The following is a 22,312-nucleotide window of genomic DNA, read 5'->3' as shown; positions in this document are numbered from 1 at the left end:
TAATTGAGATTTATGCTAAGACTGCTAAAAGGTCATCTAATTCAATAATTAAATACGTTTCACCTTGGTCCGTTACTTCAGTTCCTGTGTAAGATTTAAAGATAACTTGATCACCGACAGCTACACCATCTTCTGCTTCGATGCTAGGTCCGACTGCAATGACTTCACCAATTTGTTGCTTTTCTTTTGCTGAGCTCGGAAGTACTAAGCCTCCAGCTGATTTTTCTTCAACTTCAGCAACTTTAATGATAACGCGTTCTCCTAAAGGTTTTAACATTACGTTCCCTCCAAATTCTTTTTTGATTGGTTAGCACTCCTTTCGAGCGAGTGCTAACTACATTGTTTATTTTAGTCTACTCAGACAAAAAAAGCAAGTATTTCTTTGACGTTTTTTGACATTCTTTCTTTTTCTCACTTCTTAACGCACATTATACATTCATGAACAGTTCGTGTCGCTTACAGGTTTAGCAGCTTTTCTCTATCAACTATTAGCTAGCAAGGATCACACTCATTCTCTTAATATTTGCTCTTAGTTTTTTTAAGCAGATATTAAACAGCCTGTCGTACCATGAGAATTCCTCAGAGTGCGACAGGCTGTCATTCGTTTCCTAGTTTATTGGCTTATTAGGCGAGTAATCGGTTACGTTTAGCGATTAACCGACAGAACCTTCCATTGAATAAGCTATCAATCGGTTGAGTTCGACCGCATACTCCATTGGCAACTCTTTGGTAAAAGGTTCGACAAAGCCCATCACCAACATACCAGTGGCTTCTTCTTCGGATAGCCCGCGGCTCATCAGGTAGAACAGTTGCTCTTCTGAAATACGCGAGACTTTCGCTTCGTGCTCGAGTGAGATGTTTCCATTATGAATCTCATTATAAGGAATCGTATCCGATTTCTATAATTCATCCATAATAATCGTATCACATTCAATATTCGAGATGGACCCTTGTGAATTTTCACCAAAATAAACCTGTCCGCGGTAATTGACTTCGCCACCATCTTTGGCAATCGATTTAGACACGATCGAACTTGACGTATTGGGCGCTTGATGGATCATCTTGGCGCCGGTATCTTGAATTTGGCCAGCTCCTGCAAAGGCGACCGACAACATGGTGCCACGCGCCCCCTCACCTTTAAGGAAGACACTCGGATATTTCATGGTGACTTGCGCCCCAAGGTTGCCATCCACCCATTCCATGACACCGCCAGCATAGGCATGAGCGCGTTTGGTCACTAAGTTATAAACGTTGTTCGACCAGTTTTGAATAGTGGTGTAGCGGCAATAAGCGTCTTTATTCACGATAATTTCGACGATCGCCGCATGTAGGGAAGCCGTCGTATAGGTCGGCGCAGTACAGCCTTCGACATAATGAATACTCGCGCCCTCGTCGACAATAATCAGCGTGCGTTCAAATTGACCCGATCCCTCATTATTAATTCTAAAATAAGTCTGCAGTGGAATATCACACCGCACTCCTTTGGGCACATAAATAAACGTTCCACCACTCCAAACGGCGCCGTTTGAACGCGCTGATTGCGATGGGAATTGGGGCAGTTTGCCAGGGGGTGGCCACGCTCGCTTTTTCAAACAGTCGCCAACAACCGCATCATCACGCCATCCTTACTCGGTTTCGAGGCGCTCCACTCGCTCATCCAAACGGGGCTCTTGTTCTTTGGTGGCCTACCAGTTTTATTAGCTTTCAGTGGCAACGGCGCCTTCTTGCTGCAAGTCGGCTTGATGATTGGTCTGTCGCTAGTGTTATATAGTCGTCTCTTGAGTGGCGCACGGCAAAATTTGCAATTATTATTGTTAGTTGGCATTGTGCTAGGTACAGCCTTGCGCAGTTTATCTACCTTTATGCGCCGCTTATTGGATCCGGCTGAATTCGACATTCTGCAAGCGCGTTTGTTCGGTTCAGTCAACAATGCTGATCCAGAGAGCTTTCCAATTGCGATTGTTTTAGTTGTCGCCGCCATTGGCTGGCTCTTGTCATCATCCAACTGCATGAACACCATGAGACTCAAACCTGCTATCGCTATCATCCTGGGGATCAAGTATCGATATTGTGTCATCAAGATTCTAGTGATAGTTGCGATTTTGATGAGCGTCTCAACTGCCTTGCTCGGTCCTATCACTTTCTTGGGCTTCCTGGCAGCCAGCTTAAGCTATCAAATTGTCCCTACCTTTGACCACCGCTACCAATTCCCTGTCGTCATCTTGCTGAGTTATTGCATCTTGACTGGCGCCTATTTCATGATGTATCACGTTTTCAACGCTCAAGGCGTCGTGAGCCTCATCATCGAACTTGTTGGCGGTCTCACCTTCTTAGCACTCCTAATGAAAAGAGGTAAAACATGATAGAATTAAACACCGTATCCAAATATTATACTAAGTCGCGCGGCGTCGGCCCGTTAACACTCAACATCCCCCAGGCCGGCTTAACATCACTGATTGGTCCAAACGGTGCCGGAAAATCTACGATGTTACTGATGATTGGACGCTTGTTGAAGATGGATGCTGGATCCATTCACGTTGCCAATTTTAACGTGGTTGATGCCCCTTCTAACGATTTGGCGCGCGTTCTAGCCATCTTACGCCAAGATAATCATTTGGTCACTCGCCTAACCGTTCGCCAACTGATTGGTTTCGGGCGCTTCCCCCATTCGGCTGGGCGCCTGACAGATGTTGACCGTCAGGCCATCTCGCGCTACATCGAATTCTTCAATTTAGAGCCCTTTGCTGACTATTACTTGGATGAACTTTCGGGTGGTCAGCGCCAACGTGCTTATGTGGCAATGATTTTATGTCAAGAAACCGACTACATCTTGTTAGACGAACCCTTGAACAATCTTGATATTGCGCATTCTGTCCAAATGATGAATCACTTACGTCAGGCGGTTGATTCTTTAGGCCGCACCATTGTAATGGTGCTACACGACCTAAACTTTGCCGCTCGCTACTCTGACCACATTTGCGCCATGCAAGCTGGCCAGATTCAACATTTCGGGCCCCCTTCAGAAATCATCCGGCCCGAAATCTTAAGCCCGCTTTACGGTACTGCCGTAGAGGTCTACGATAGCCCGCGCGGCTTATTAGTGTCTGTTTGACACGGTTTGGGCTAGTTTTCATTCAAGTGAAGGAATATAAAACCCTCTAAACAAGCCGAGATTTGTAGTAGATGCTTCAGGCCGATGTCTGCGATTATTCTCTTAGGAAAGATAAAGCTGTCGCTCGCTAGAATTTCACAACGATTTATAGATGTGTCAACTTGAATTGACCGAAACTATCAAGACGACTATACTGAATGATTCGTCATGATCCAGGGGGATTGACACAAGCCAGCGGCAATTATGCCCCGGCTAGTACAATTGAAAGGATTACAGCTGACACTCGCGGAGGCTAGAGTCGATACTAGCTAACTAGTTTTCACGAACAAGCGGCTCGTGTTGTCCAGTCAATCCACAATTAACAATAGCGTCAAGTATTCAATCGTTTGGTCGCTCAACCTTTAATGGATTATCCTTTATATTAAAAGAAAACGCCCCTTGTTAAAGGGCGTTTTCTTTTCGCTTTTCAGTTGGAAGCCCCTGCACGTCTTTGCTTAAGAACCTAGATAAGTCAGTGAGTCTTTCAAGGCTTTGTCTGGGTCAGCACCATCTACGCTACATTCGAAGGCGAGATCCCCCGTATAGCCTAGTTCCTTCAGGACGCTTAGATAGTACGGAAAGTCAATTTCACCCGTGCCAGGTTGGTAGCGGTGATGGTCTGCTAGGTGAATATGACCCAGGTAAGCGCCGGTTTTACGCAAGGCTTGTTCGATGTCTGCTTCTTCTTGGTACATATGATAAAAGTCAGCGATAATTTTGACGTTCTTTAGATTATTCTCGGTGATTAAGCGACGGGCTTGCTCGAGCGTATTTAGTAGATGATCTTCTTGCTTATTCAAGGGTTCTAAGTACACGTATGTGCCCGTTGCTTCAGCTATCGCATCTAATTTACGCAAGGAATCACTTAGTATTCCAAAGTCTTCTGCGGGTGTTCTTGTGCCAGCTTGATCATGTAAGCCCCAGCCAGCTGGTACGACCATGCCGTGTCCTCCGACTTCTTTTAAGGCGGATAGAATCGCAGCAATTTCTTGGATGGCACGCTGACGGCGGCTTTCGTCGGCGTCGCCTATGTGTCCTTCGTAGCCGCCACAGGCGGTTGTGACAAGGAGGCCGGATGAGTCGATGGCTCGCTTAACTTCTTCGTGAGACTCCAGGAGAAGTTGGCCGTCTATTTCGTAGCCGCCAAAGCCAAGGGCTTTTATGTGAGATAATTTATCGTGCAACTTGTCCGGAAAGTGTGGCTGGTTTTGTGTGCTGATTAACATGGTAGCGCCTCCATTTTCTTTTAGTTCATCGTATCATATTTAGTCTCTTTAGGGCTATTATTTGGTATACTGTTATTATAAAGTTGAGGTGAATTTGATGGAAGTGGGTTCTTTGCAGATGCAGGTGCGTGAGGTGATGCGTCAGTGTGAGTTTGCGATTGAGGCGGTTCAGGGGATGAATGGTTATTTAAGTGGGTCGGCTGGGTCAGCGGCGGCTGGTGGTGCAAGATTGACGTCTTTTTGGTCGCATACGCAGAATTTTGTGTTGGCGGCTGGTTTGTTGGCTGATTTGTTTGGCGCCCAGGTGCGTGGTTGGTGTAAGGATTCCAAGGAGTTGCGTCATTATTTCGGTGTGTCGGGTGATTTGCATCTGAAAGCCTATGTGGATTTCTACCGGGATTATCGGTCGCAATTAGAGAATTGGTCGGTTGAGGCGGCCGGTGGGATGGTGGTGGATGCGACGGTGATGCCTTATGAGAAGGTGTTGGCCAATTACGGGGAGGCGGCGCGGTGTTTGCGTTTGTTTGATCCGGTGACTTTTAAGTTATATTATTTAGATACGGAGTTGGATCTGCAAAAGGCGGTGGATGAGTTGGTTGACTTTTACAAGGTGGGTTTGGAGAAGTTGAATAGTGGGTTCGTGAGGTAGACTGGCTGAGGCTGGTCTTTTTTTGTTTGTTTCTAATTGCTCTTAAAACAGCTAAAAACCTCGGTTCCCCGAGGCTTAGCTTAGCAGATTGAGTTTAAATAACCGATGACATCACTTAGAAGCTTACCTAAGTTGTCCGCATCATTCTTCTTAAGTTTTAGCGTGTGCGGCTTCGCATCTTTCGTGACCATTGTCAAAATCGTTTCATTTTGATGCACATCTTCTATCTCTTTAATTCTTAGCCTATAGGGAGCTTCGAACATCTGATTCACAATTAATTCTTCTTTGGTTAAAATAAAACCTTTATCCATTCGATTAGTCAGCGATTGATTGTAGAGTAGCACGATATCTTCTTCAATGATATCTGCTGCCATGTGCTTAATTGCATGTTGAACCAAGCCGTTTGGCTTTACCATACCGAAATTATGCAGCTGTTTAATAGCTGTTGCGTGTCGTTCGATTAGATCGAGCAAAAACGTTTGATCAAAAACTGGCCCTACAGCAGCTGCTTTCCGGTTGGAAGTTTCATCCTCGATTAAGGGCTGCAATTCTTTATTAACAAATTTCCCACTCTCTCCGATGATCCCATTTAATAGATCCGTTGTTGAAAACACATTATTTACAAAGCTACCCAGTAAGTATTTTTCATCTTGTGTTGTCGAAAGATAGTCAGTAATTTCCAAGGCATTGAGTTGATCAATCATGACACGAATACCATGTTTATTCTTCCGGCTTAATTCGCTCATCTTATTAATTTCAGCCGAAATCGCAGCCATAGCTTTAGACTGTCCTCTGATTTTCGCTGAGTTAGACATGGCATGCACAGCCGCTTGTTTATTATTACCGCTAATCGAAAGGACACCACCAATTAAGCCAACGCCACCAATAGTCCAACCAATTGGCCCTGCTAAGGCTAGCAATGCTTTCCCAGCAACCATACCTCCTCCACTACTGGCTATGCTGCCTCCACCTAACCAGGCCAAAGCCGCATTGGTTGATGCTGCGCCTGATAAGGCAGATATAGCTGTTCCCGTCGAAGCTGTTCCAAAAGTGGTCGCTACACTCATGGCCACAGTCGGGGCAAAAGCAGCGACACCTGCTCCAGTTACTACACTCGTCGATGAAGTAATGGCATGCTTTAAGTTCACTTGATTGACATGTTTTTCAGCATAACTAAGCAAATTCTCAAAGTCATCTAAATTCAATTTGATTTTCTCTATCTGAATATTGATCTCTTCTGGTGTATGTTTTAAGCGATTGATATACTGGTAAGCTTTATTCAACTGGCGCACTAAACGTTTTCTTTCCTTGTATAAATTTTCAGAACTTTGGACTAAAACGGCTTGAATACCATTATACGTATCCATTTCAATCTGCAACTTTTCAGTATATTCTTCCTTTAAACCTTTATTCAACATTAGCTGCGTCCCCCCTCGTAACCATTTATCTTTTTCTTTAGTCGGTAACTTGCAAGCTATAATCTGCAGCACGACTACCGAAACCTACCAGCCACAATCCGCAGGCCCAAAATCCATCCCACAGACACCAAGCCTATAACCCAAAGTCGCCACCATTAGCTTAAGAAAAAGGACTCAATGTCACCTTCCGTTTGTAAGAGTTTAGTCGGCTCGACCTGCATTTTTTTGACATATTGGATACTGTGCTCAAACTGAACATTGGCCATCGACTCAATATCAAAGGCTAAGTCCGATAGGCGATCTAATTCCTGATACTTCAGCGCAATCGTTTGAAGTAGACCTTGGTATTCATGATCAATTTTAGCAATCGCTTCATTGTACGTTTCAATAATTTCAGGCTTTGAAATGGTGAAGTGAGCATTAATGTTTCGCCAGTGGACATTAACCTCGCGGATGACTTCATGAAAATTATCCACTAAATGAATAATGACAGCACTCATACTGCCCGTAAACATTGCCCCAATAACCGTTGCTACTGGATTGGCGATTTCTTTCGGTAAGAAAGTACTCAATTTCTTATCCACTAAGTCCGTTAAAATTAAGCCAATTGAAACAGAAATCCCCACACCAATCAATTTTATGACTTCTTCTATCAAAACTGATTTTTCTAATTTATCCGGATTCGTCACGAGTAATTTAAAGCCACTAATAATGCTAGATATTCCCTCTTGAATGAGCCGCCCTAAACGGGCACTCGTCGTCACAAAACTATTCATCAAAGTAGTTATCAACACCCCGACAACGCCGCTAGTAAAACCACTAAGAGAGGTTCCGATAAACTCATCCTTTATATGATGTAAACTCTCCAACACATTCTCTTTAATGACTTGCATTCGATTCTTAAAATAGTCAATTCTATCTTCCATAGTTCGAAAGGAGTCCCACTGTTGGATCAAGGCTTGCATTTCAGCGATAAACACATCACTTAACTTGTATAAAACTAAACCGGCCAACTGACGCTTCATTTGCGTCAGTCCTTGCTTTATACTGGCCTGCCTTAATTCCTGCAATTGAGCTTGGTTAATCCTCACATTCACAAATTTTTCAGCCCTGGCTTCAACTTTGTCCGCCAACTCTGCCTTGACCTCAAAACGTTCTTCATTATTTTTGTCCTGCTTCTTTTGCGTAGTCTGTCGCCAATCACTCAAGCTTTCTGCACCTTTTGATTGATTCAGTGAACTATGTGTATAGGTTAAGTTGTTTTCATTCATTGCCAGATCATTACGCTCATCATCACTTAGAAAGAGCCGCGCCTTCTTATTGTCATGAATCCGCTTGGCAGATACAACATGATCAAGATGTGCCTGCCCAGTTTTAGGCAAAACCTTCCCAGTATAGCCATCATAAATCTCAGGCTGTTGTTGAAAATCCTTTTTCCTAGTAACAGACATCCGCGTATCAAGCGTCTCACTTATCTTTCTTCCTTCATAATTTCTCCGATCATAACTGGCATTGTAGCGCGAACTATACTCACTCGAAACAAACACGTCATTCTCAGCATTATGTACCGTACTAACAGAACCACCTATTGAATAACTATCCGAATCACCCAAGCGACCTAAATCTAGTAAACGACCAATCCCAAATTGATTGACCACTTGCGTGCTAACTTGTTGCGATAACACTTGCCAAAAATCATCGAAATGCTTCGCCTCTAAATGATAGGCCTCCTCTGTATTTAACTTATTGAAAAAGTCATCTTCAAGAAAAATTATTTCATCCAGCTTCCACACCTCCATCCAGAATTACACCTTTCGTATATTATAACAAACAGACGTAATCTTTGTCTCAATAAATTAGACAAATACTCGCACAATAAAAAAGCCCATTTCATCAAAGAGGGACTCAAAACCTTTTAACGGAAAGGTCAACCGAGATATTGATTCATTTCCTACAAATCAGAGCAACCTCCAGCCACTTGCAGGTCGGGCGGAATGTCATAAGTAGACTGAACATTCATCCTCAATCTGAAAACACCTACCTTTGTCGTATAGAATGAAAGACTCAAGAAATCAACAACTCTATCAATAAATTGCCACTGATTTCATCACCTTTTCGATCACTTAAGTGTCACATTATTTTATTCATTCAACTACTTCTTCTAAGTCATTAAATAAAAATGCACTGGAGATACAAATAGAGCACCTAACGAACAACGTCACGTTCGACCAAGAATCTATTGAATATTAAATTAACGACGCCGACAACAGGCAGGGAAACAAAAAGCAACAACTTCGCGACAGTCAAACGAAGACATAAAAAGCCCATGCTCAAAAGAAAATAAGGATGAAAATTTGTGTGTCGTGTAATATTTAACGCGAACATGGCAAACCACTCCTCAGAATGCGATCAATTATTGACACAGAACGATTGGCTGGAAAAGATCTGACTAAATCAAGTGTAGTACAGGCACCATTCAGAAACTCACAATTTACGAGAACCTAACACACAAACCCAAAAATTAACACTCTGGGGACAAATGGCACCACACCCTTCAAGCATTCATCAGCCAAGCCTCCCCTTCTACCAGCAGAACGTCCTGGCTCATTCACACAGCCGGTAGCAATTAAATTGACCCATGATAAACCCAGTCACCAAACAAAAAACCGGAGTCAAGCTCCGGTTTTGCTTTCACTACTCACTAACCAAAGAAACTCAACAAAATTCCAGCGGCAATCGCTGAGCCGATCACACCCGCTACGTTAGGTCCCATGGCGTGCATCAGGAGGTAGTTATTCGGGTTGGCTTTGATGCCTTCGACTTGTGAGACGCGAGCAGCCATTGGGACGGCGGACACGCCGGCTGATCCGATCAGTGGATTAATTTTTCCACCGGTTAATTTATACATCAGCTTGCCCATCAACACACCACTAGCAGTTCCTACCATGAATGCAAAGAGACCTAAGATGACTATTTTGATCGTATCTAAACTTAACAAGGTGGCTGCATCAGCTGATGCACCGACTGAAACACCCAGGAGAATCGTCACGATGTACATCATGGAATTTTCCAAGGTGTTGGCCAAAAGCGGCACGACACCGCTCTCGCGAATCAGGTTGCCGAGCATCAACATCCCGATTAAGGAAGTGGCCGAGGGAATCAGCAGGCTGACAAACAGAGTCACAACTATCGGAAAAATAATTTTTTCTTTCTTGGAAACGGGACGCGTCTGGGTCATGACGGTCTCACGCTCCTCTTTGGTCGTCAGAGCGCGCATAATCGGCGGCTGAATAATTGGAACGAGGGCCATGTAAGAGTAGGCAGCAATCGCAATCGTTGGCAGAATATGTTCCGCCAGTTTGGACGACAGGTAAATGGCGGTTGGACCATCTGCTCCGCCAATAATGCCGACGGCGGCCGATTCATTGGGAGTCATGCCGAGCGCCAGCGCACCGAAAAAAGCAGCAAAAATTCCAAATTGGGCGGCACCACCTAATAATAAGGTCTTAGGATTGGCAATCAGTGGGCCGAAGTCCGTGGCTGCTCCTAAACAGAGAAAAATCAAAGGCGGGAAAATACCGAGACTGACGCCTTGGTACATATAGTAAAGCAGTCCGCCGTTTTCTGTGGCGGTCGGTGGGTTCATTAAACCGGCTAAAGGTAGATTGGCCAGCAACATCCCAAAGGCAATCGGAATCAGTAGATAAGGTTCATAGTTTTTGGCAACGGCTAGATAGATTAAGACGAGCGACAGGGTAATGACAATAATTTCTTGAATGCTGATACTTAACAAGCCTGTACTGGCGATCAATTCGTTGATTGCTTCAAACATTTTAATCCACCTTCCTAAATGGTCAGTAGTAATTGGTCAGATTGAACACTTTCATTCGGGCTTACATGAATCTCGCCGACCACACCGTCTCGTGGTGCCACGATTTCATTCTCCATTTTCATTGCTTCTAAAATTATTAAGACATCCCCTTTGGACACCGCTTGACCAGGTGACACGACGACTTTATAAATCGTCCCTGACATTGGTGCCTTAACTTCGGTACCGGTAGTAGACGTGCCCTGCGCTGACTGAGTTACCGGAGTCGGCTTGGCTGCTGGGGTTGCTTGTTCTGTTGCTTGTGCTTGTGCTGGTGCTGGTGCTGGCGTCGTCATGTCGGTATCGGCTGGTAACTCTTTGACCGTCACGCGGTAAACCTCATTGTTAATTTCAATTTCATATTTTTTCATACTGATCATCCTCCCATTATTTAATGCGAATTGATTCATGAATTTCCAACTTTTTATTTGGCTGATCCTGCGAAGCTAATGTCAAGGCCATCAGTTCAGCAACCAATTGATGTTTGGGATTGGCCACTAACTGCGAGGCTTGAGTCGCGACAGGTGTCTGATTCTTTTGGGGAGCGGCCACTGGCGGGGTATCTTTACCCACCAACTTGGCTGTCCATTCGGTAATGCCCCAGAGTGCGGTTAAAACTGCAAATACAACGAGCATTGAGACGACCGTTAAGGCTAAGCCGTCCATAATACTGATTGTTTCCATCGAATTTCCTCCTTCTTGGCCTATAGCTTATAGTGCATTCGAGTAGCGCGCTTGAATTTTGATGACTGCTTCCGCTTGATACTTACGCTCCAAATATTGCCGGCCCACTTGCGGGAACAAGGCATAGGTCAAAATATCCTCATCCGTTTTCGCCAGGTCGCCTAATTCAAGCTTCAAACTGTCAAATTCTGACTCTAAATGATCAGCAGGACGACTTTCCATCACAGCCGCATCGCCGATAATCGACTGCCTAAAAGCTGGAGTGATGGGAGCGGGAGATTTTCCGTAATGCCCTTTCAAATAATCTTTGATTTCATTAGGTACGACTTTATAACGCTCGCCCGTTAAAACATTGAAAACAGCCTGAGTTCCTACCATTTGGCTCAGCGGAGTAACCAGTGGTGGAAATCCCATATCTGCCCGCACCGACGGCACTTCGTTCAAGACCGCATCATATTTGTCGAGCGAACCGGCTTGGCGCAATTGCGAATACAAATTCGATAACATACCACCTGGCACCTGGTAAATCAACGCTTTAGGGTCGACAAACATCATCTTACTATCTAATGTATCGTCCGCTAAATACTTATCACGAATGCCTTTAAAGTAATCTGCAATAGTTTCTAAAATATCTATGTTTAAATGAGTGTCAATCTGGAGTTCTTCAAAAGTTAAAGCCATTGATTCGGTTGGAGGTTGGCTGGTGCCTTCAGCAAAGGGAGATATGGCGGTATCAATGATATCGACGCCATGTTCAACTGCCACGAGATAAGTCATCTGAGAAATGCCACTAGTCGCATGCGTATGTAGGTTAAGGGGAACATCAATCACCGCCTTGATCGCAGGGATTAATTGACGAGCAACAGCAGGCGTTAGAATGCCTGCCATATCTTTAATACAAATTGAATCTGCGCCCATCGCCAAATATTGCTTGGCCAAGTCTGTATAATAATCGATCGTATGCACATCACTAATCGTATAACAAATCGCCAATTGGGCATGAGCTTGGTATTTGTGGACAGCTTTGAGCGAGGCCTCCAAATTACGAGGGTCATTCAAGGCGTCAAATATCCGGAAGATATCAATGCCGTTTTCAACGGCTTTTTCGACAAACTTATCAACAATATCATCCGCATAATGTCGATAGCCAATTAAGTTTTGTCCGCGCAACAACATCATCAGTTTGGTATTCGGCGTCCGCTTGCGTATCTCACGTAGCCTTTCCCAGGGATCTTCATCTAAGAAACGTATGGCAGCATCATAAGTCGCCCCACCCCAACATTCAAGGGCATAATAGCCTGCTTGATCCATTGTTTCCACAATGGGGAGCATATCGGCCGTTGACATGCGAGTGGCCATCAAACTTTGATGCGCATCCCGTAACACTGTCTCATTGAACAGTACACTGGTCATAAAATCCACCTCTCCTTATTTGTTTTATTCATCTTCTATTATAAGCTAAACCGCTTGGTTTTGTAATCGTTTCCATCATTTTTGACGAATAGTTTTTAAGTGGGAGTGTTCGGTCTTCGTTTAGGCTGTTCTTGGTCATTCTTTTGTGACTGGTGAGCATTCTAGGAGACAATGGTTAACTGTTATTGACGCACAAAAAAGCCCCGTGGGGCCATGATTTGCTTATTTTCCCTGACTTTAGTAGGTTGTTTGTTTTAAATGGGTGAGGCGTTCGTAGAAGAGTTGGTGGCTTTTGCCGATGAGGGTAAAGCCGATGTCGAGGAGGAAGAGGAGTTGGGCGGTGCTGGTGACCAGGAGGCCGCCGAGTGGTAGGATTATGTCGGTGCCTGTTTGACTTTGGGTGGCGACGAGTGTGGCGGGGAGGTAGAATAGTGGGTTGGCCAGTAGTAGTGAGTTGAGTAAAAGTTGACGGATAGCCAGGGATGGGATTGTCGCTCTGCCGCTTTCTTGGTGGATGATGCGGATTTTGACGAGGGCTTTGCCTGGCGTCGAGCCTTGCCAAATGATTGGGATTAAGACGAAATAGTTGGTTGAAACGATTAAATAATGTGTATAGTTAGCGAGCGTAAGTGCTGGCCAGCCGATGCTAAGGAATTGGACGGTCGTTGCTAGTATTAGCCAGTCAAGGGCGTAAGCTGCTAGGCGGCGGGTGAAACTGACGTGTTGGCTTGTAGTCCTGGCACTTTGGTTGAGTTGGGTGACGGACGGTATGACGAACGACAACAGGGGTTCTACCGCATAACCGAGGCCGGCCCCTAGAGTGTTGGTAATCAGATCATCGACTTCAAACAGTCGGTAGGGTCTTGGGTAAATAAAATACAGGCCGGATAATTGCGTTAGTTCGAAAAAGAGCGATAGTGCCAAGCCCGCTAAGAGGGCCTGTTTGGCGTTGATTTTAGTTAAATAACGTAAGTAAACGCCGAATGGTAGTGTCAACATAATGTTGAAAAAGGGTTGTAGGAATACTTGTTGTTTAAGTGCTGGAATGTAGCTTGTTGGGTCTGTGAGGTTTAGGACTGAGTATTGTCTGAATTGGCGGACGACTCTCAGCGGTTCTAGCAAGGTGCGCGGGCTAGTCATTTGGGCGACTTCTTCAATGCTAGGAAGTGGTAGAATGACTAAAAAGTAAGCGCAGAGTAAATAAAAACCAAAGCTAAAAACTATGAATGTTTTAAATTTAGAGATTGAGCCGAACTTGCGGTATTGATGGATCGCGTAGGGTAGAACGGCCAGTGCGGCTAGGACTGGGAATAGGAAAACGGCGGTTAGGATTGGTAACATGTAGGCGCGCATCATGTCAGAATGCTCCTTTCTTGGGTTATGTGTGGGAATTTTGACAGACTGGTTTTGTCTGTTAGTGTGAGTGTTTCTATCCATTATATAAATTATCATTTTTGAGTACAAGGCTTGTGTGGCGGATATATAGTAAATTGCTTATGAATTATAGATGAAACAACAGGCGCCTAGTGATTTAGGTGGGTATATTTTAGAAGTGACAATATTTTTATTAACTAGCGCATTCGACTATCCTTGATATACTCCTTATAAGAGAGCTGGTATAAAATTATGATAGCAGCTTATTTTTTACTATTAGAGAGTGCCAAAGAACAGGTAGACGAAATCCTTACCATAGAGAAGCATTTACCCAATAATCAACCTCTCCATTTAGAAATAAGTAAGTCAATACGGTATGTTTCTTCCGATATTGAATCGGCTCTAGATTACATTGCTCATGATTTATACGTATCTTAAAATGACCAATAAAAATAAATCTGAAAGTTCTATCAAACAAGCTCAAAGAAAAGTAAACTCTTCTTCTCATAAAAAAGAACAGTCTTTCAATAAGTTTATGAAAGATTCTTTCCCAAGTTTGCAAACAGAATATCCAGATATTTTCTTATTGTTACAACTAATTCAAACTTTTAACTTTAATCCAATAGAGGATCATTGCTTATATAAACTTAACGATAGTGTGAATGTCAGTAAACATAGACACTTTACAAAGAATTCACTGTATCAGAAGGGTATCATTAGAAATTTTTAATACCAAGGTCTTTCATTGAAAGATGTACAATTTGAGCGAGTGGGATCTATCGTGAATGTTGAATGTTGGTGGAATAGAGTTAACATCAGAAATTGCTAAATCTTTAGATAATGATTTTGATGGTGATATCATTACAATTTTCCCTGTTTCAGAAACTAATGAGCCGGTGGTTGGATTACTAGAAATAACCCTTTTAAAACACCTGAATTAGTCACTAGTTTACACAATAAGATACAAGAAATTGTATAAAAAATGAGTGCGTAGTAAATCTCGTTGTATCAGATGTCATCCAGTATTAATAGATACATAAAGTAAACTTTGGGAATTCTAATTTTCTATGTTTTTCCATTTCCTAACATAAAATTTCTTATTTCTTTATAATGTTATTTATAGTGAATTCTGTGCCGACCTTACAAAAGAGTCGGCAGGATTACGCGTGGATAGTGCCGACCTTACAATAGAGTCGGCAGGATAACAGGTGTCTAGTGCCGACCTTACATAAGAGTCGGCAGGATTACGCGTGGATAGTGCCGACCTTACAAAAGACTCGGCAGGATTACGCGTGGATAGTGCCGACCTTACAAAAGACTCGGCAGGATTACGCGTGGATAGTGCCGACCTTACAATAGAGTCGGCAGGATTACGCGTGGATAGTGCCGACCTTACAAAAGAGTCGGCAGGATAACAGGTGGCTAGTGCCGACCTTACAATAGAGTCGGCAGGATTACGCGTGGATAGTGCCGACCTTACAATAGAGTCGGCAGGATTACGCGTGGATAGTGCCGACCTTACAATAGAGTCGGCAGGATAACAGGTGGATAGTGCCGACCTTACAAAAGAGTCGGCAGGATAACAGGTGGCTAGTGCCGACCTTACAATAGACTCGGCAGGATTACGCGTGGCTAGTGCCGCCCTTACATAAGAGTCGGCAGGATAACAGGTGTCTAGTGCCGACCTTACATAAGAGTCGGCAGGATTACGCGTGGATAGTGCCGACCTTACATAAGAGTCGGCAGGATTACGCGTGGCTAGTGCCGACCTTACAATAGAGTCGGCAGGATTACGCGTGTCTAGTGCCGACCTTACAAAAGAGTCGGCAGGATTACGCGTGGCTAGTGCCGACCTTACATAAGAGTCGGCAGGATTACGCGTGGATAGTGCCGACCTTACATAAGAGTCGGCAGGATTACGCGTGGATAGTGCCGACCTTACAATAGAGTCGGCAGGATAACAGGTGGCTAGTGCCGACCTTACAATAGAGTCGGCAGGATAACAGGTGGATAGTGCCGACCTTACAATAGAGTCGGCAGGATTACGCGTGGCTAGTGCCGACCTTACAAAAGACTCGGCAGGATAACAGGTGGCTAGTGCCGACCTTACAATAGAGTCGGCAGGATAACAGGTGGATAGTGCCGACCTTACAATAGACTCGGCAGGATTACGCGTGGATAGTGCCGATCTTACAAAAGAGTCGGCAGGATAACAGGTGGCTAGTGCCGACTGCGCGGTAACTATTCTTCAAAGGTCTTGACATGTCAGCACCCAAACCTGTTCCTTATTTTCCACTCCCACTCACCCAAAAGGTGCGAGAGTTCGTCGGTCGCTTAGCCCCCTATTGTCACTAATGTAACTCCCGCCCCAATGACCCAACCCTTTTCAATCTACACAAAAACAGGCCGCTCGTTTTACCGAGGAGCCTGTTTCATTATCTTACTACTATGCTTATTTTCCCTAATTAAGTAAATTCTGACTCTAGGTCGTCGCTTTCGTCCAAGTTGCTGTCGATGAAGTAGATTAATGTTTGTAATTCATTCGTTAAGTCGACGTTTTGGACGCGGACGTGTTTGGGTACGTCGTAGCGCAGTGGCGTAAAGTTTAGAATCCCTTTGATGCCTGAGTCGATCAGACGGTCGACGATGTCGTTAGCCGATGCTTGTGGCACGGTCAAGATGACAATTTCAATCGCTTGTTGTTGGATTTGCTCCTCCAATTCGTCCATGTGGTAAACTGGCACGCCCGAGCGAATCGTTCCCACGATATCCGGGTTAATATCAAATCCTGCGCCGATACGCACGTTGTTGTTTTTACGGAAGTTGTAATTCAGTAGCGCATTTCCTAAATGCCCGACCCCAACCAAGGCAACCGACGTTAAACGGTCCTGGTTCAGCGTTTTGCTGAAAAAGTCCAATAGGTAATCCACATCGTAGCCGTAGCCACGTTTTCCTAGCGCCCCAAAGTATGAGAAGTCACGACGGATCGTCGCGCTATCGACTTTAACAGCATCACTTAATTCAGTTGATGAGATTCTTTTTTTTCCTGCATTGTGCAGAAATCTTAAATAGCGGTGATAAATCGGCAGACGTTTCGCTGTCGCTCTGGGTATATCTTTATGCATGATTTATTCCTTCTTTCACAAGTTAACTAGACTAACAAATTTTTTAATCATTTCAAGTAGATTATAGCATTTTTTCACAATCCTTGCTATTAGTTTAACTTGATGAGGGTTATTTGTCTAGCCTTGAAAGCGGATTAATTTTACTTCACTTCACAAAATATGACATTAAGCCATCTTGCAAATTTTAAGTGCTGCGTCAAGGTGTCTTGATAGTTTGCTCAATAATGTACTCATTGATAAGTAAAAGTTATAGCCTTAATTAAAGTGTTTATCGAATGCTGGCACTTACATTCACACATTCACATACTGAAGCCACATGTGATGAGCAAGTGGCTTCAGTATGTTGTTTTTTTTATTTATTTTTTATTAGTGGCGTTCTAGTCTACAAAAGGAATGCGCTTGTCTTGCAAGTCACTCCACGTTGTCAATGGCTCCACTTCATGATCTAAGTGATACACAATATTTTGACCTGATTCATCGTACTGTAACACCGCATAGTAAGGATCATGGTAGAAGAAAAACTTCCAATTGTTCTTGAAAGCTTCCGGTAAGAAGGCTTGCTTGGCCGCTACAGAGTCCATTGGATAATCATCGACAGCACCTACCCATAAAGGATTCTTGTGCGCATGCGTCAACATCAAGTCAGACATGTGAATCATGGTTTCGCCTGCTTGGTCCAGCTTGATTATTGCTAAGCCGTTTGAATGGCCACCTGTATGAATCATGGTAATGCCAGGTGCGACTTGCAACTTATCACCAAAAGTCGTTACTTGGTCTTGCACCGCTTGCCAGTTTTCTTTCAAGTAAGTGCCTTTCGTACGGTCATTAGGATGGCGAACTTCTTGCCACTCGGTTCCGGTCATGTAGATGGTCGCATTAGGGAAGGTCGAAACTAAGTCGCCTGCTTCGTTGTAACGGGTTAAACCACCGGCATGATCATTATGCATATGGGTCATCAAGACGACATGGATATCGGTTAGTTTTAAACCAAGTTGGGCGAGTGATTCCTCTATTTTGTTATCACTATGAACGCCTAGATTACGCTTTTGTTTGTCATCTAATTTGTCTGTACCTAAGCCGGTATCAATCAAATAATTTTTACCTTGATATTGAATCAAGATTGGCGCCAAGATTTCTGGAATTTGGTTGTGTTCGTTAACCGGGAAAAATCGTTGCCAAACAGCCTTAGGTACTGGACCAAATAACGTCCCTCCGTCTTGTAACTTATAACGCATCCCTTCCAACCAAGTAAGTGTCATCTCGTGAAATGTGTATTGTAGCAAATTAGTTGCCCCTTTCAGTTTTAAGTTTTTGATCAAAATAGTACTGATTCATTTGAGAGTTTAGCTTGTACCCTTCGACTCTGTTGGTTATATTGTAACATGACTTAAGTTTTTCTGGTGGGTATCATGTTGGCCTGTTTATTATTTTTACAGCTGAGTCGGTGTGAGGAGTGGCTAAGGCGCCTGTCTTCACCAGATGAACCGGTGTGAGTAGCGGCTCAATATTCAACTGAACGAGTCGAACCTTCGTGACAAGCTATTATTAAGACACTTACGCCTGTCGATTGTCATGAACCACCGACTAGCCAAGCAAGCCCATGAAAGTGAGCGGTCTATTATGGACTTTCATCGGTCACATCACGGCACCGGGAGTGACGAATGCTAGAGAGTCTTACACATTATGGCTCACTTCGCCACGATGTGAACTCCTACAAATTTACTTTTACGCACAAGCATACTGACTTTACTTGCACAGCGTCCTTATGTAATAGATTTCCACACACCCTAGCGGTGTCGTTCCCTGCAGTTCACGACGATTAAATTAGACCCACAAGACCTAAAATCGTGGCGAGTTACAACTCGCTACTCCGCCTGTCTCTTTAATACATGAAACGCGTAGCTTGCATCTAGCCAAGGGTTACAGGCTAGCGAAAAAGCTAAGCCACTGCCCGCGACTCCATTATATCCTATAGCCAGGAACCAACAGACCTATTGGCCCATCCTCTACGCGCCCCTTCAAGCCACTTTACTTCAAGCCACTACGCCTCAACTCATTGCGCCGCCTTCACACACCCTCCCAGCCCTCTCCAAACCACCAAACCTACTAATTACCCTACCACCTACCGCCATCTCACTGTCCCACCGTCCTCCCAGCCGTTTATTCCAAAACAGACGGAGCATGCGCCCCGTCCGTTTGGTGTTTAGTTGGGCGCTACTGTTTAGTAAAGGATAGCGCCTGAAGCGATGATCACGATAACTGAAATGATGGCACCAATTGTAACCACTGTGAATAGGTCTTTGAAACCATTCTTGTAGTTTAATTTAGTTAAAGTTAAGAACGTAATAACCGCACCACCGTGAGGAACGTCTGTTAAGATGTTGGCGGCAACTGAAGCAATTCGGTGAACCATTTCTGGATGCATCCCAGCATCTACGAAGTATTGACCATAAGTAGGTAATACGATTCCTAAAGCACCTGATGTTGACCCAGTGATCCCTGACATTGCTGCCGTTAATACTGTTAATTGTACTTCTGGTCCACCAGGGATGCCTAATAATAATTCAGAGAATAAGACGAAGCCTGGAGCTGCCATTACAACTGCACCAAACGCTACCGCTGAAGCAGTCGAGAATAGTGGTCCGATCGATCCTTGAGCACCAAGGCTTAATGATTGCATTGTTTTCGGAACGAAGTTACGGAATAAAACAATCGCTAATAGAATACCTACGATTAATGCGAAATAGATAACGTTTGTTTTCCAGAAGGCGTTACCGAACACTGAACCTAAAATGGCAATCGTTACTAACACTGCTAAAGGAGTGATTGAAGCCGCAAATGAAGGTAACTCACGGTCTAATACAACGACTTCTTCTTCATTTGTATGCGTTGCATACGTTTCACCTTTGGCGATTGAACGGTTTAAGATGAACTTCATATACCATAGACCCCAAATTGTCGTTGCGATCGCACCCAAGATAGATGGAATAGCGGCTGCTGTTAAAGAGGTGCCTAAGTATTGAATTGGAATAACGTTTTGAATAGCCGGTGTTCCTGGTAACATTGTCATTGTAATTGTTGCGATTCCTAACCAAACAGGTGTTTGGATTAAGCTCCATGAAATATCTAATTTCTTAAATAGGTCACGCGCTAATGGAATAATCGCGAACATGGCAACGAATAAACTGATTCCGCCGTAAGTTAGAATCGAAGCAATCGCAAAGATAGCGACCATTACACGGTAAGGATTATCGTGGCCTACTTTGGATAAGATGTAGTCCGCGATGGAAACTGTTGCTCCACTGGCTTTCATTAACTCAGCTAAAATTGAACCGAGTAAGAAGACGGCGAAGTAACTCATCACGTAGTTACCTAATGCGCCCATAAATTGTAATTTTTCAGTGCCCAATAAAGTTGTAATGGGGTCCATTTGGTTGAAGGCGATGACGAATAATGTCGCCAAAGGTGCTGCTAAAATAATGTTCATTTCCTTAACTGCAAGGAAGATGATCATGAAAATTCCGACTAGAACGCCGATTGATCCTAATAATTCCATTTATATTCACCTCAATAAGTTAGTAAGCACTTTCATTTAAGTGCCTTGATAAACGCTCAAATAACGCATATTTCACAAGATGTTTTCAACCCTATCAAAATAGGGTTTAATAGTTAGTGAAGTTAAAACAAGACATAAAAATAGCTGTGACAAGGGATTTGTCCGGATGTCACAGCCTGTGTGATTCTTATTTAAATTCTGGTTTACCTTTTTCTACGAAAGCAGTCATCCCAATTGTTTGATTCTCGTGTGCGAATTGCTCACCGAAGTATTTGGCCTCTAAAGTTAACGCATCTGCTAAAGGCATTTCGATTCCTTTATCGATGGCTTCTTTTGAAGCTGCCACTGAGTTTGGTGCTTGTTTCATAATGGCTTTAGCCAGCTTCTCAACTGTTTCAGCTAATTCTTCCACTTCAACCACTTGGTTTAATAGACCGATACTTAAGGCTTCGTCAGCTTTGATTACTTTACCTGTGTAGATAAGTTCTTTAGCTTTAGCGATACCTACGATACGGCTTAAACGTTGTGTACCACCGAAACCTGGGATAATGCCTAAACCAACTTCTGGTTGGCCTAAACGAGCAGCTGTTGAACCGATACGGATATCAGCTGATAAGGCTAATTCCGAACCGCCACCTAAAGCAAAGCCATTAACTGCTGCGATTGACGGGATGGCTAAGTTGGCTATTTTTGAGAAAGTATCGTTACCTAACTTAGATAAGGCTTCGCCTTCTTCAGGAGATAAAGGTAACATTTCTTTGATGTTAGCGCCCGCTACGAACGCTTTGTCGCCAGCACCGGTGATAACCAGTACGCGAGCTGATGTGTCAGCTGCGACGGCATCAACAGCTGCAGAAATATCTGAAAGTACTTCTGAGCTAAGTGCGTTTAAAGATTTTGGTTGGTTGATCGTTAAAGTCGCGATCCCTGCATTATTCTCTAGTAAGACTGTATTAAATTCTGTCATAATCATCGTCTCCCTTTTCTGTGATTAATACTCGAAGAAACCGTGGCCTGTTTTACGGCCTAAGTGACCTGCTTCAACTTTTTTCTTCAATAGTTGAGCGGGACGGTATTTAGAATCGCTGTAACCTTCATATAATACGTTCATGATGGCTAAAACAGTGTCTAAACCGATTAAATCTGCTAAAGCTAGCGGTCCCATTGGGTGGTTAGCTCCCGCTTTCATTGCTTCGTCAATTTCAGCAGCTGTTGAGATGCCTTCGTTTAACACAATAATTGCTTCGTTAATCATTGGAATTAAGATACGGTTAACAACAAAACCAGGGGCATCTTTAACTTCTACTAAAGTTTTACCTAATTTATCGCCAACTTCGCGCATTGCTGCAACAGTCGCTTCATCAGTTGTTAAACCAACGTTGATTTCAATCAATTTCATTACAGGTACTGGGTTGAAGAAGTGTAAACCAACGACTTGGTTTGGACGGTTCGTCGCTGCAGCGATTTCTGTAATTGATAATGATGAAGTGTTTGAAGCTAAGATAGCATGGGCAGGTGTGATGTCATCTAATTGTTTGAAAATGCTTAATTTGATATCACGGTTTTCAGTTGCTGCTTCAATCACTAAGTCCACGTCGCTTGCATCTGCATAGTCAACAGATGTTGAGATACGTGCTTTAGTTGCTTGGGCGTCTTCTGAAGTCATACGACCTTTTTCTACTGCACGGTCTAATTGCTTAACAATTTTACCTAAGCCGCCTTCAACGAAAGCTTGTTTGATGTCGTTTAAAACGACTGTATAACCAGCTTGTGCTAGAACTTGGGCGATTCCGCTACCCATTTGTCCTGAACCGATAACCATTACTTTATTAATACTCACGAATATTC

Annotated in this window: 17 protein-coding genes and 2 pseudogenes; 4 read left to right on the top strand and 15 right to left on the bottom strand. The window is 43.7% G+C overall.

Annotated elements, in window-relative coordinates; translation table 11 throughout:
• Positions 1-10 precede the first annotated feature (10 nt).
• Together ACTQ45_RS11475 and sufB are read right to left on the bottom strand one after the other, a co-directional pair.
• Positions 11-277, bottom strand: a complete 267-nt coding sequence (locus ACTQ45_RS11475; RefSeq protein ID WP_441750896.1) for a co-chaperone GroES — start codon at positions 275-277, stop codon at positions 11-13.
• A 376-nt stretch (positions 278-653) separates the two neighbouring features.
• A pseudogene (gene sufB, locus ACTQ45_RS11470) lies at positions 654-1,529 on the bottom strand (Fe-S cluster assembly protein SufB); the annotation flags it as partial.
• Between the two features lie 9 nt (positions 1,530-1,538).
• On the opposite strand from sufB, the gene ACTQ45_RS11465 reads away from it, so the two are divergent.
• Both ACTQ45_RS11465 and ACTQ45_RS11460 read left to right on the top strand, forming a co-directional pair.
• The gene (locus ACTQ45_RS11465; protein WP_441763781.1) at positions 1,539-2,363 is read left to right on the top strand and encodes an iron chelate uptake ABC transporter family permease subunit; all 825 of its coding nucleotides are present in this window, start codon (positions 1,539-1,541) and stop codon (positions 2,361-2,363) included.
• Positions 2,360-3,112 carry an iron ABC transporter ATP-binding protein gene (locus tag ACTQ45_RS11460; protein WP_441750900.1) on the top strand — a complete coding sequence of 251 codons (753 nt, stop codon included), beginning with the start codon at positions 2,360-2,362 and terminating at the stop codon, positions 3,110-3,112. The genes ACTQ45_RS11465 and ACTQ45_RS11460 overlap by 4 nt, the downstream gene beginning before the upstream one ends.
• A 494-nt stretch (positions 3,113-3,606) precedes the next feature.
• Here the strand turns inward: ACTQ45_RS11460 and ACTQ45_RS11455 are convergent, their stop codons facing one another.
• Positions 3,607-4,377 carry a sugar phosphate isomerase/epimerase family protein gene (locus ACTQ45_RS11455; protein WP_441763780.1) on the bottom strand — a complete coding sequence of 257 codons (771 nt, stop codon included), beginning with the start codon at positions 4,375-4,377 and terminating at the stop codon, positions 3,607-3,609.
• Between the two features lie 97 nt (positions 4,378-4,474).
• On the opposite strand from ACTQ45_RS11455, the gene ACTQ45_RS11450 reads away from it, so the two are divergent.
• Positions 4,475-5,026: a hypothetical protein gene (locus ACTQ45_RS11450; RefSeq protein WP_441763779.1), complete on the top strand. Its 552-nt coding sequence runs from the start codon at positions 4,475-4,477 to the stop codon at positions 5,024-5,026.
• 869 nt (positions 5,027-5,895) lie between these two features.
• Here ACTQ45_RS11450 and ACTQ45_RS11445 read toward each other — a convergent pair.
• The 7 genes and pseudogenes from ACTQ45_RS11445 to ACTQ45_RS11415 form a co-directional block, all read right to left on the bottom strand.
• Positions 5,896-6,120, bottom strand: a pseudogene (locus tag ACTQ45_RS11445) (hypothetical protein); the annotation flags it as partial.
• Between the two features lie 479 nt (positions 6,121-6,599).
• Positions 6,600-8,243, bottom strand: a complete 1,644-nt coding sequence (locus ACTQ45_RS11440) for a hypothetical protein (RefSeq protein WP_441750905.1) — start codon at positions 8,241-8,243, stop codon at positions 6,600-6,602.
• Between the two features lie 902 nt (positions 8,244-9,145).
• Complete coding sequence (locus ACTQ45_RS11435; protein WP_441763778.1) at positions 9,146-10,276, bottom strand: sodium ion-translocating decarboxylase subunit beta; 1,131 nt, start codon at positions 10,274-10,276, stop codon at positions 9,146-9,148.
• A gap of 14 nt (positions 10,277-10,290) precedes the next feature.
• On the bottom strand, positions 10,291-10,683 hold the full coding sequence (locus ACTQ45_RS11430; protein ID WP_441763777.1) for a biotin/lipoyl-containing protein: 393 nt from the start codon (positions 10,681-10,683) through the stop codon (positions 10,291-10,293).
• A 16-nt stretch (positions 10,684-10,699) separates the two neighbouring features.
• Entirely contained in the window at positions 10,700-10,996 is a 297-nt protein-coding gene (locus tag ACTQ45_RS11425; RefSeq protein WP_441750911.1) for an OadG family protein, read from the bottom strand.
• Positions 10,997-11,023: 27 nt separating this feature from the next.
• Positions 11,024-12,409: an oxaloacetate decarboxylase subunit alpha gene (locus tag ACTQ45_RS11420; RefSeq protein ID WP_441763776.1), complete on the bottom strand. Its 1,386-nt coding sequence runs from the start codon at positions 12,407-12,409 to the stop codon at positions 11,024-11,026.
• A 237-nt stretch (positions 12,410-12,646) separates the two neighbouring features.
• The gene (locus ACTQ45_RS11415; RefSeq protein WP_441763775.1) at positions 12,647-13,765 is read right to left on the bottom strand and encodes a VanZ family protein; all 1,119 of its coding nucleotides are present in this window, start codon (positions 13,763-13,765) and stop codon (positions 12,647-12,649) included.
• A gap of 803 nt (positions 13,766-14,568) precedes the next feature.
• Between ACTQ45_RS11415 and ACTQ45_RS11410 the strand changes: the two genes are divergently transcribed.
• Entirely contained in the window at positions 14,569-14,724 is a 156-nt protein-coding gene (locus ACTQ45_RS11410) for a hypothetical protein (RefSeq protein ID WP_441763774.1), read from the top strand.
• 1,524 nt (positions 14,725-16,248) lie between these two features.
• On the opposite strand, the gene ACTQ45_RS11405 is transcribed toward ACTQ45_RS11410, so the two are convergent.
• From ACTQ45_RS11405 to ACTQ45_RS11385, 5 genes are all read right to left on the bottom strand, one after another.
• A complete protein-coding gene (locus ACTQ45_RS11405) occupies positions 16,249-16,908 on the bottom strand; it encodes a redox-sensing transcriptional repressor Rex (RefSeq protein WP_441750919.1) in 660 nt (219 codons plus the stop codon).
• Between the two features lie 377 nt (positions 16,909-17,285).
• Complete coding sequence (locus ACTQ45_RS11400; RefSeq protein ID WP_441751316.1) at positions 17,286-18,167, bottom strand: MBL fold metallo-hydrolase; 882 nt, start codon at positions 18,165-18,167, stop codon at positions 17,286-17,288.
• 962 nt (positions 18,168-19,129) lie between these two features.
• Positions 19,130-20,464 (bottom strand): GntP family permease, encoded by a 1,335-nt coding sequence (locus ACTQ45_RS11395; protein WP_441750921.1) that lies wholly within the window; start codon positions 20,462-20,464, stop codon positions 19,130-19,132.
• A 187-nt stretch (positions 20,465-20,651) separates the two neighbouring features.
• A complete protein-coding gene (locus ACTQ45_RS11390) occupies positions 20,652-21,431 on the bottom strand; it encodes an enoyl-CoA hydratase-related protein (RefSeq protein WP_441763773.1) in 780 nt (259 codons plus the stop codon).
• Between the two features lie 24 nt (positions 21,432-21,455).
• A complete protein-coding gene (locus tag ACTQ45_RS11385; RefSeq protein ID WP_441750925.1) occupies positions 21,456-22,304 on the bottom strand; it encodes a 3-hydroxybutyryl-CoA dehydrogenase in 849 nt (282 codons plus the stop codon).
• Between the last annotated feature and the right edge of the window lie 8 nt (positions 22,305-22,312).

Source organism: Fundicoccus sp. Sow4_D5, assembly GCF_052116365.1.
Lineage (GTDB): Bacteria > Bacillota > Bacilli > Lactobacillales > Aerococcaceae > Fundicoccus.
This window is presented reverse-complemented; position numbering and strand designations above follow the sequence as displayed.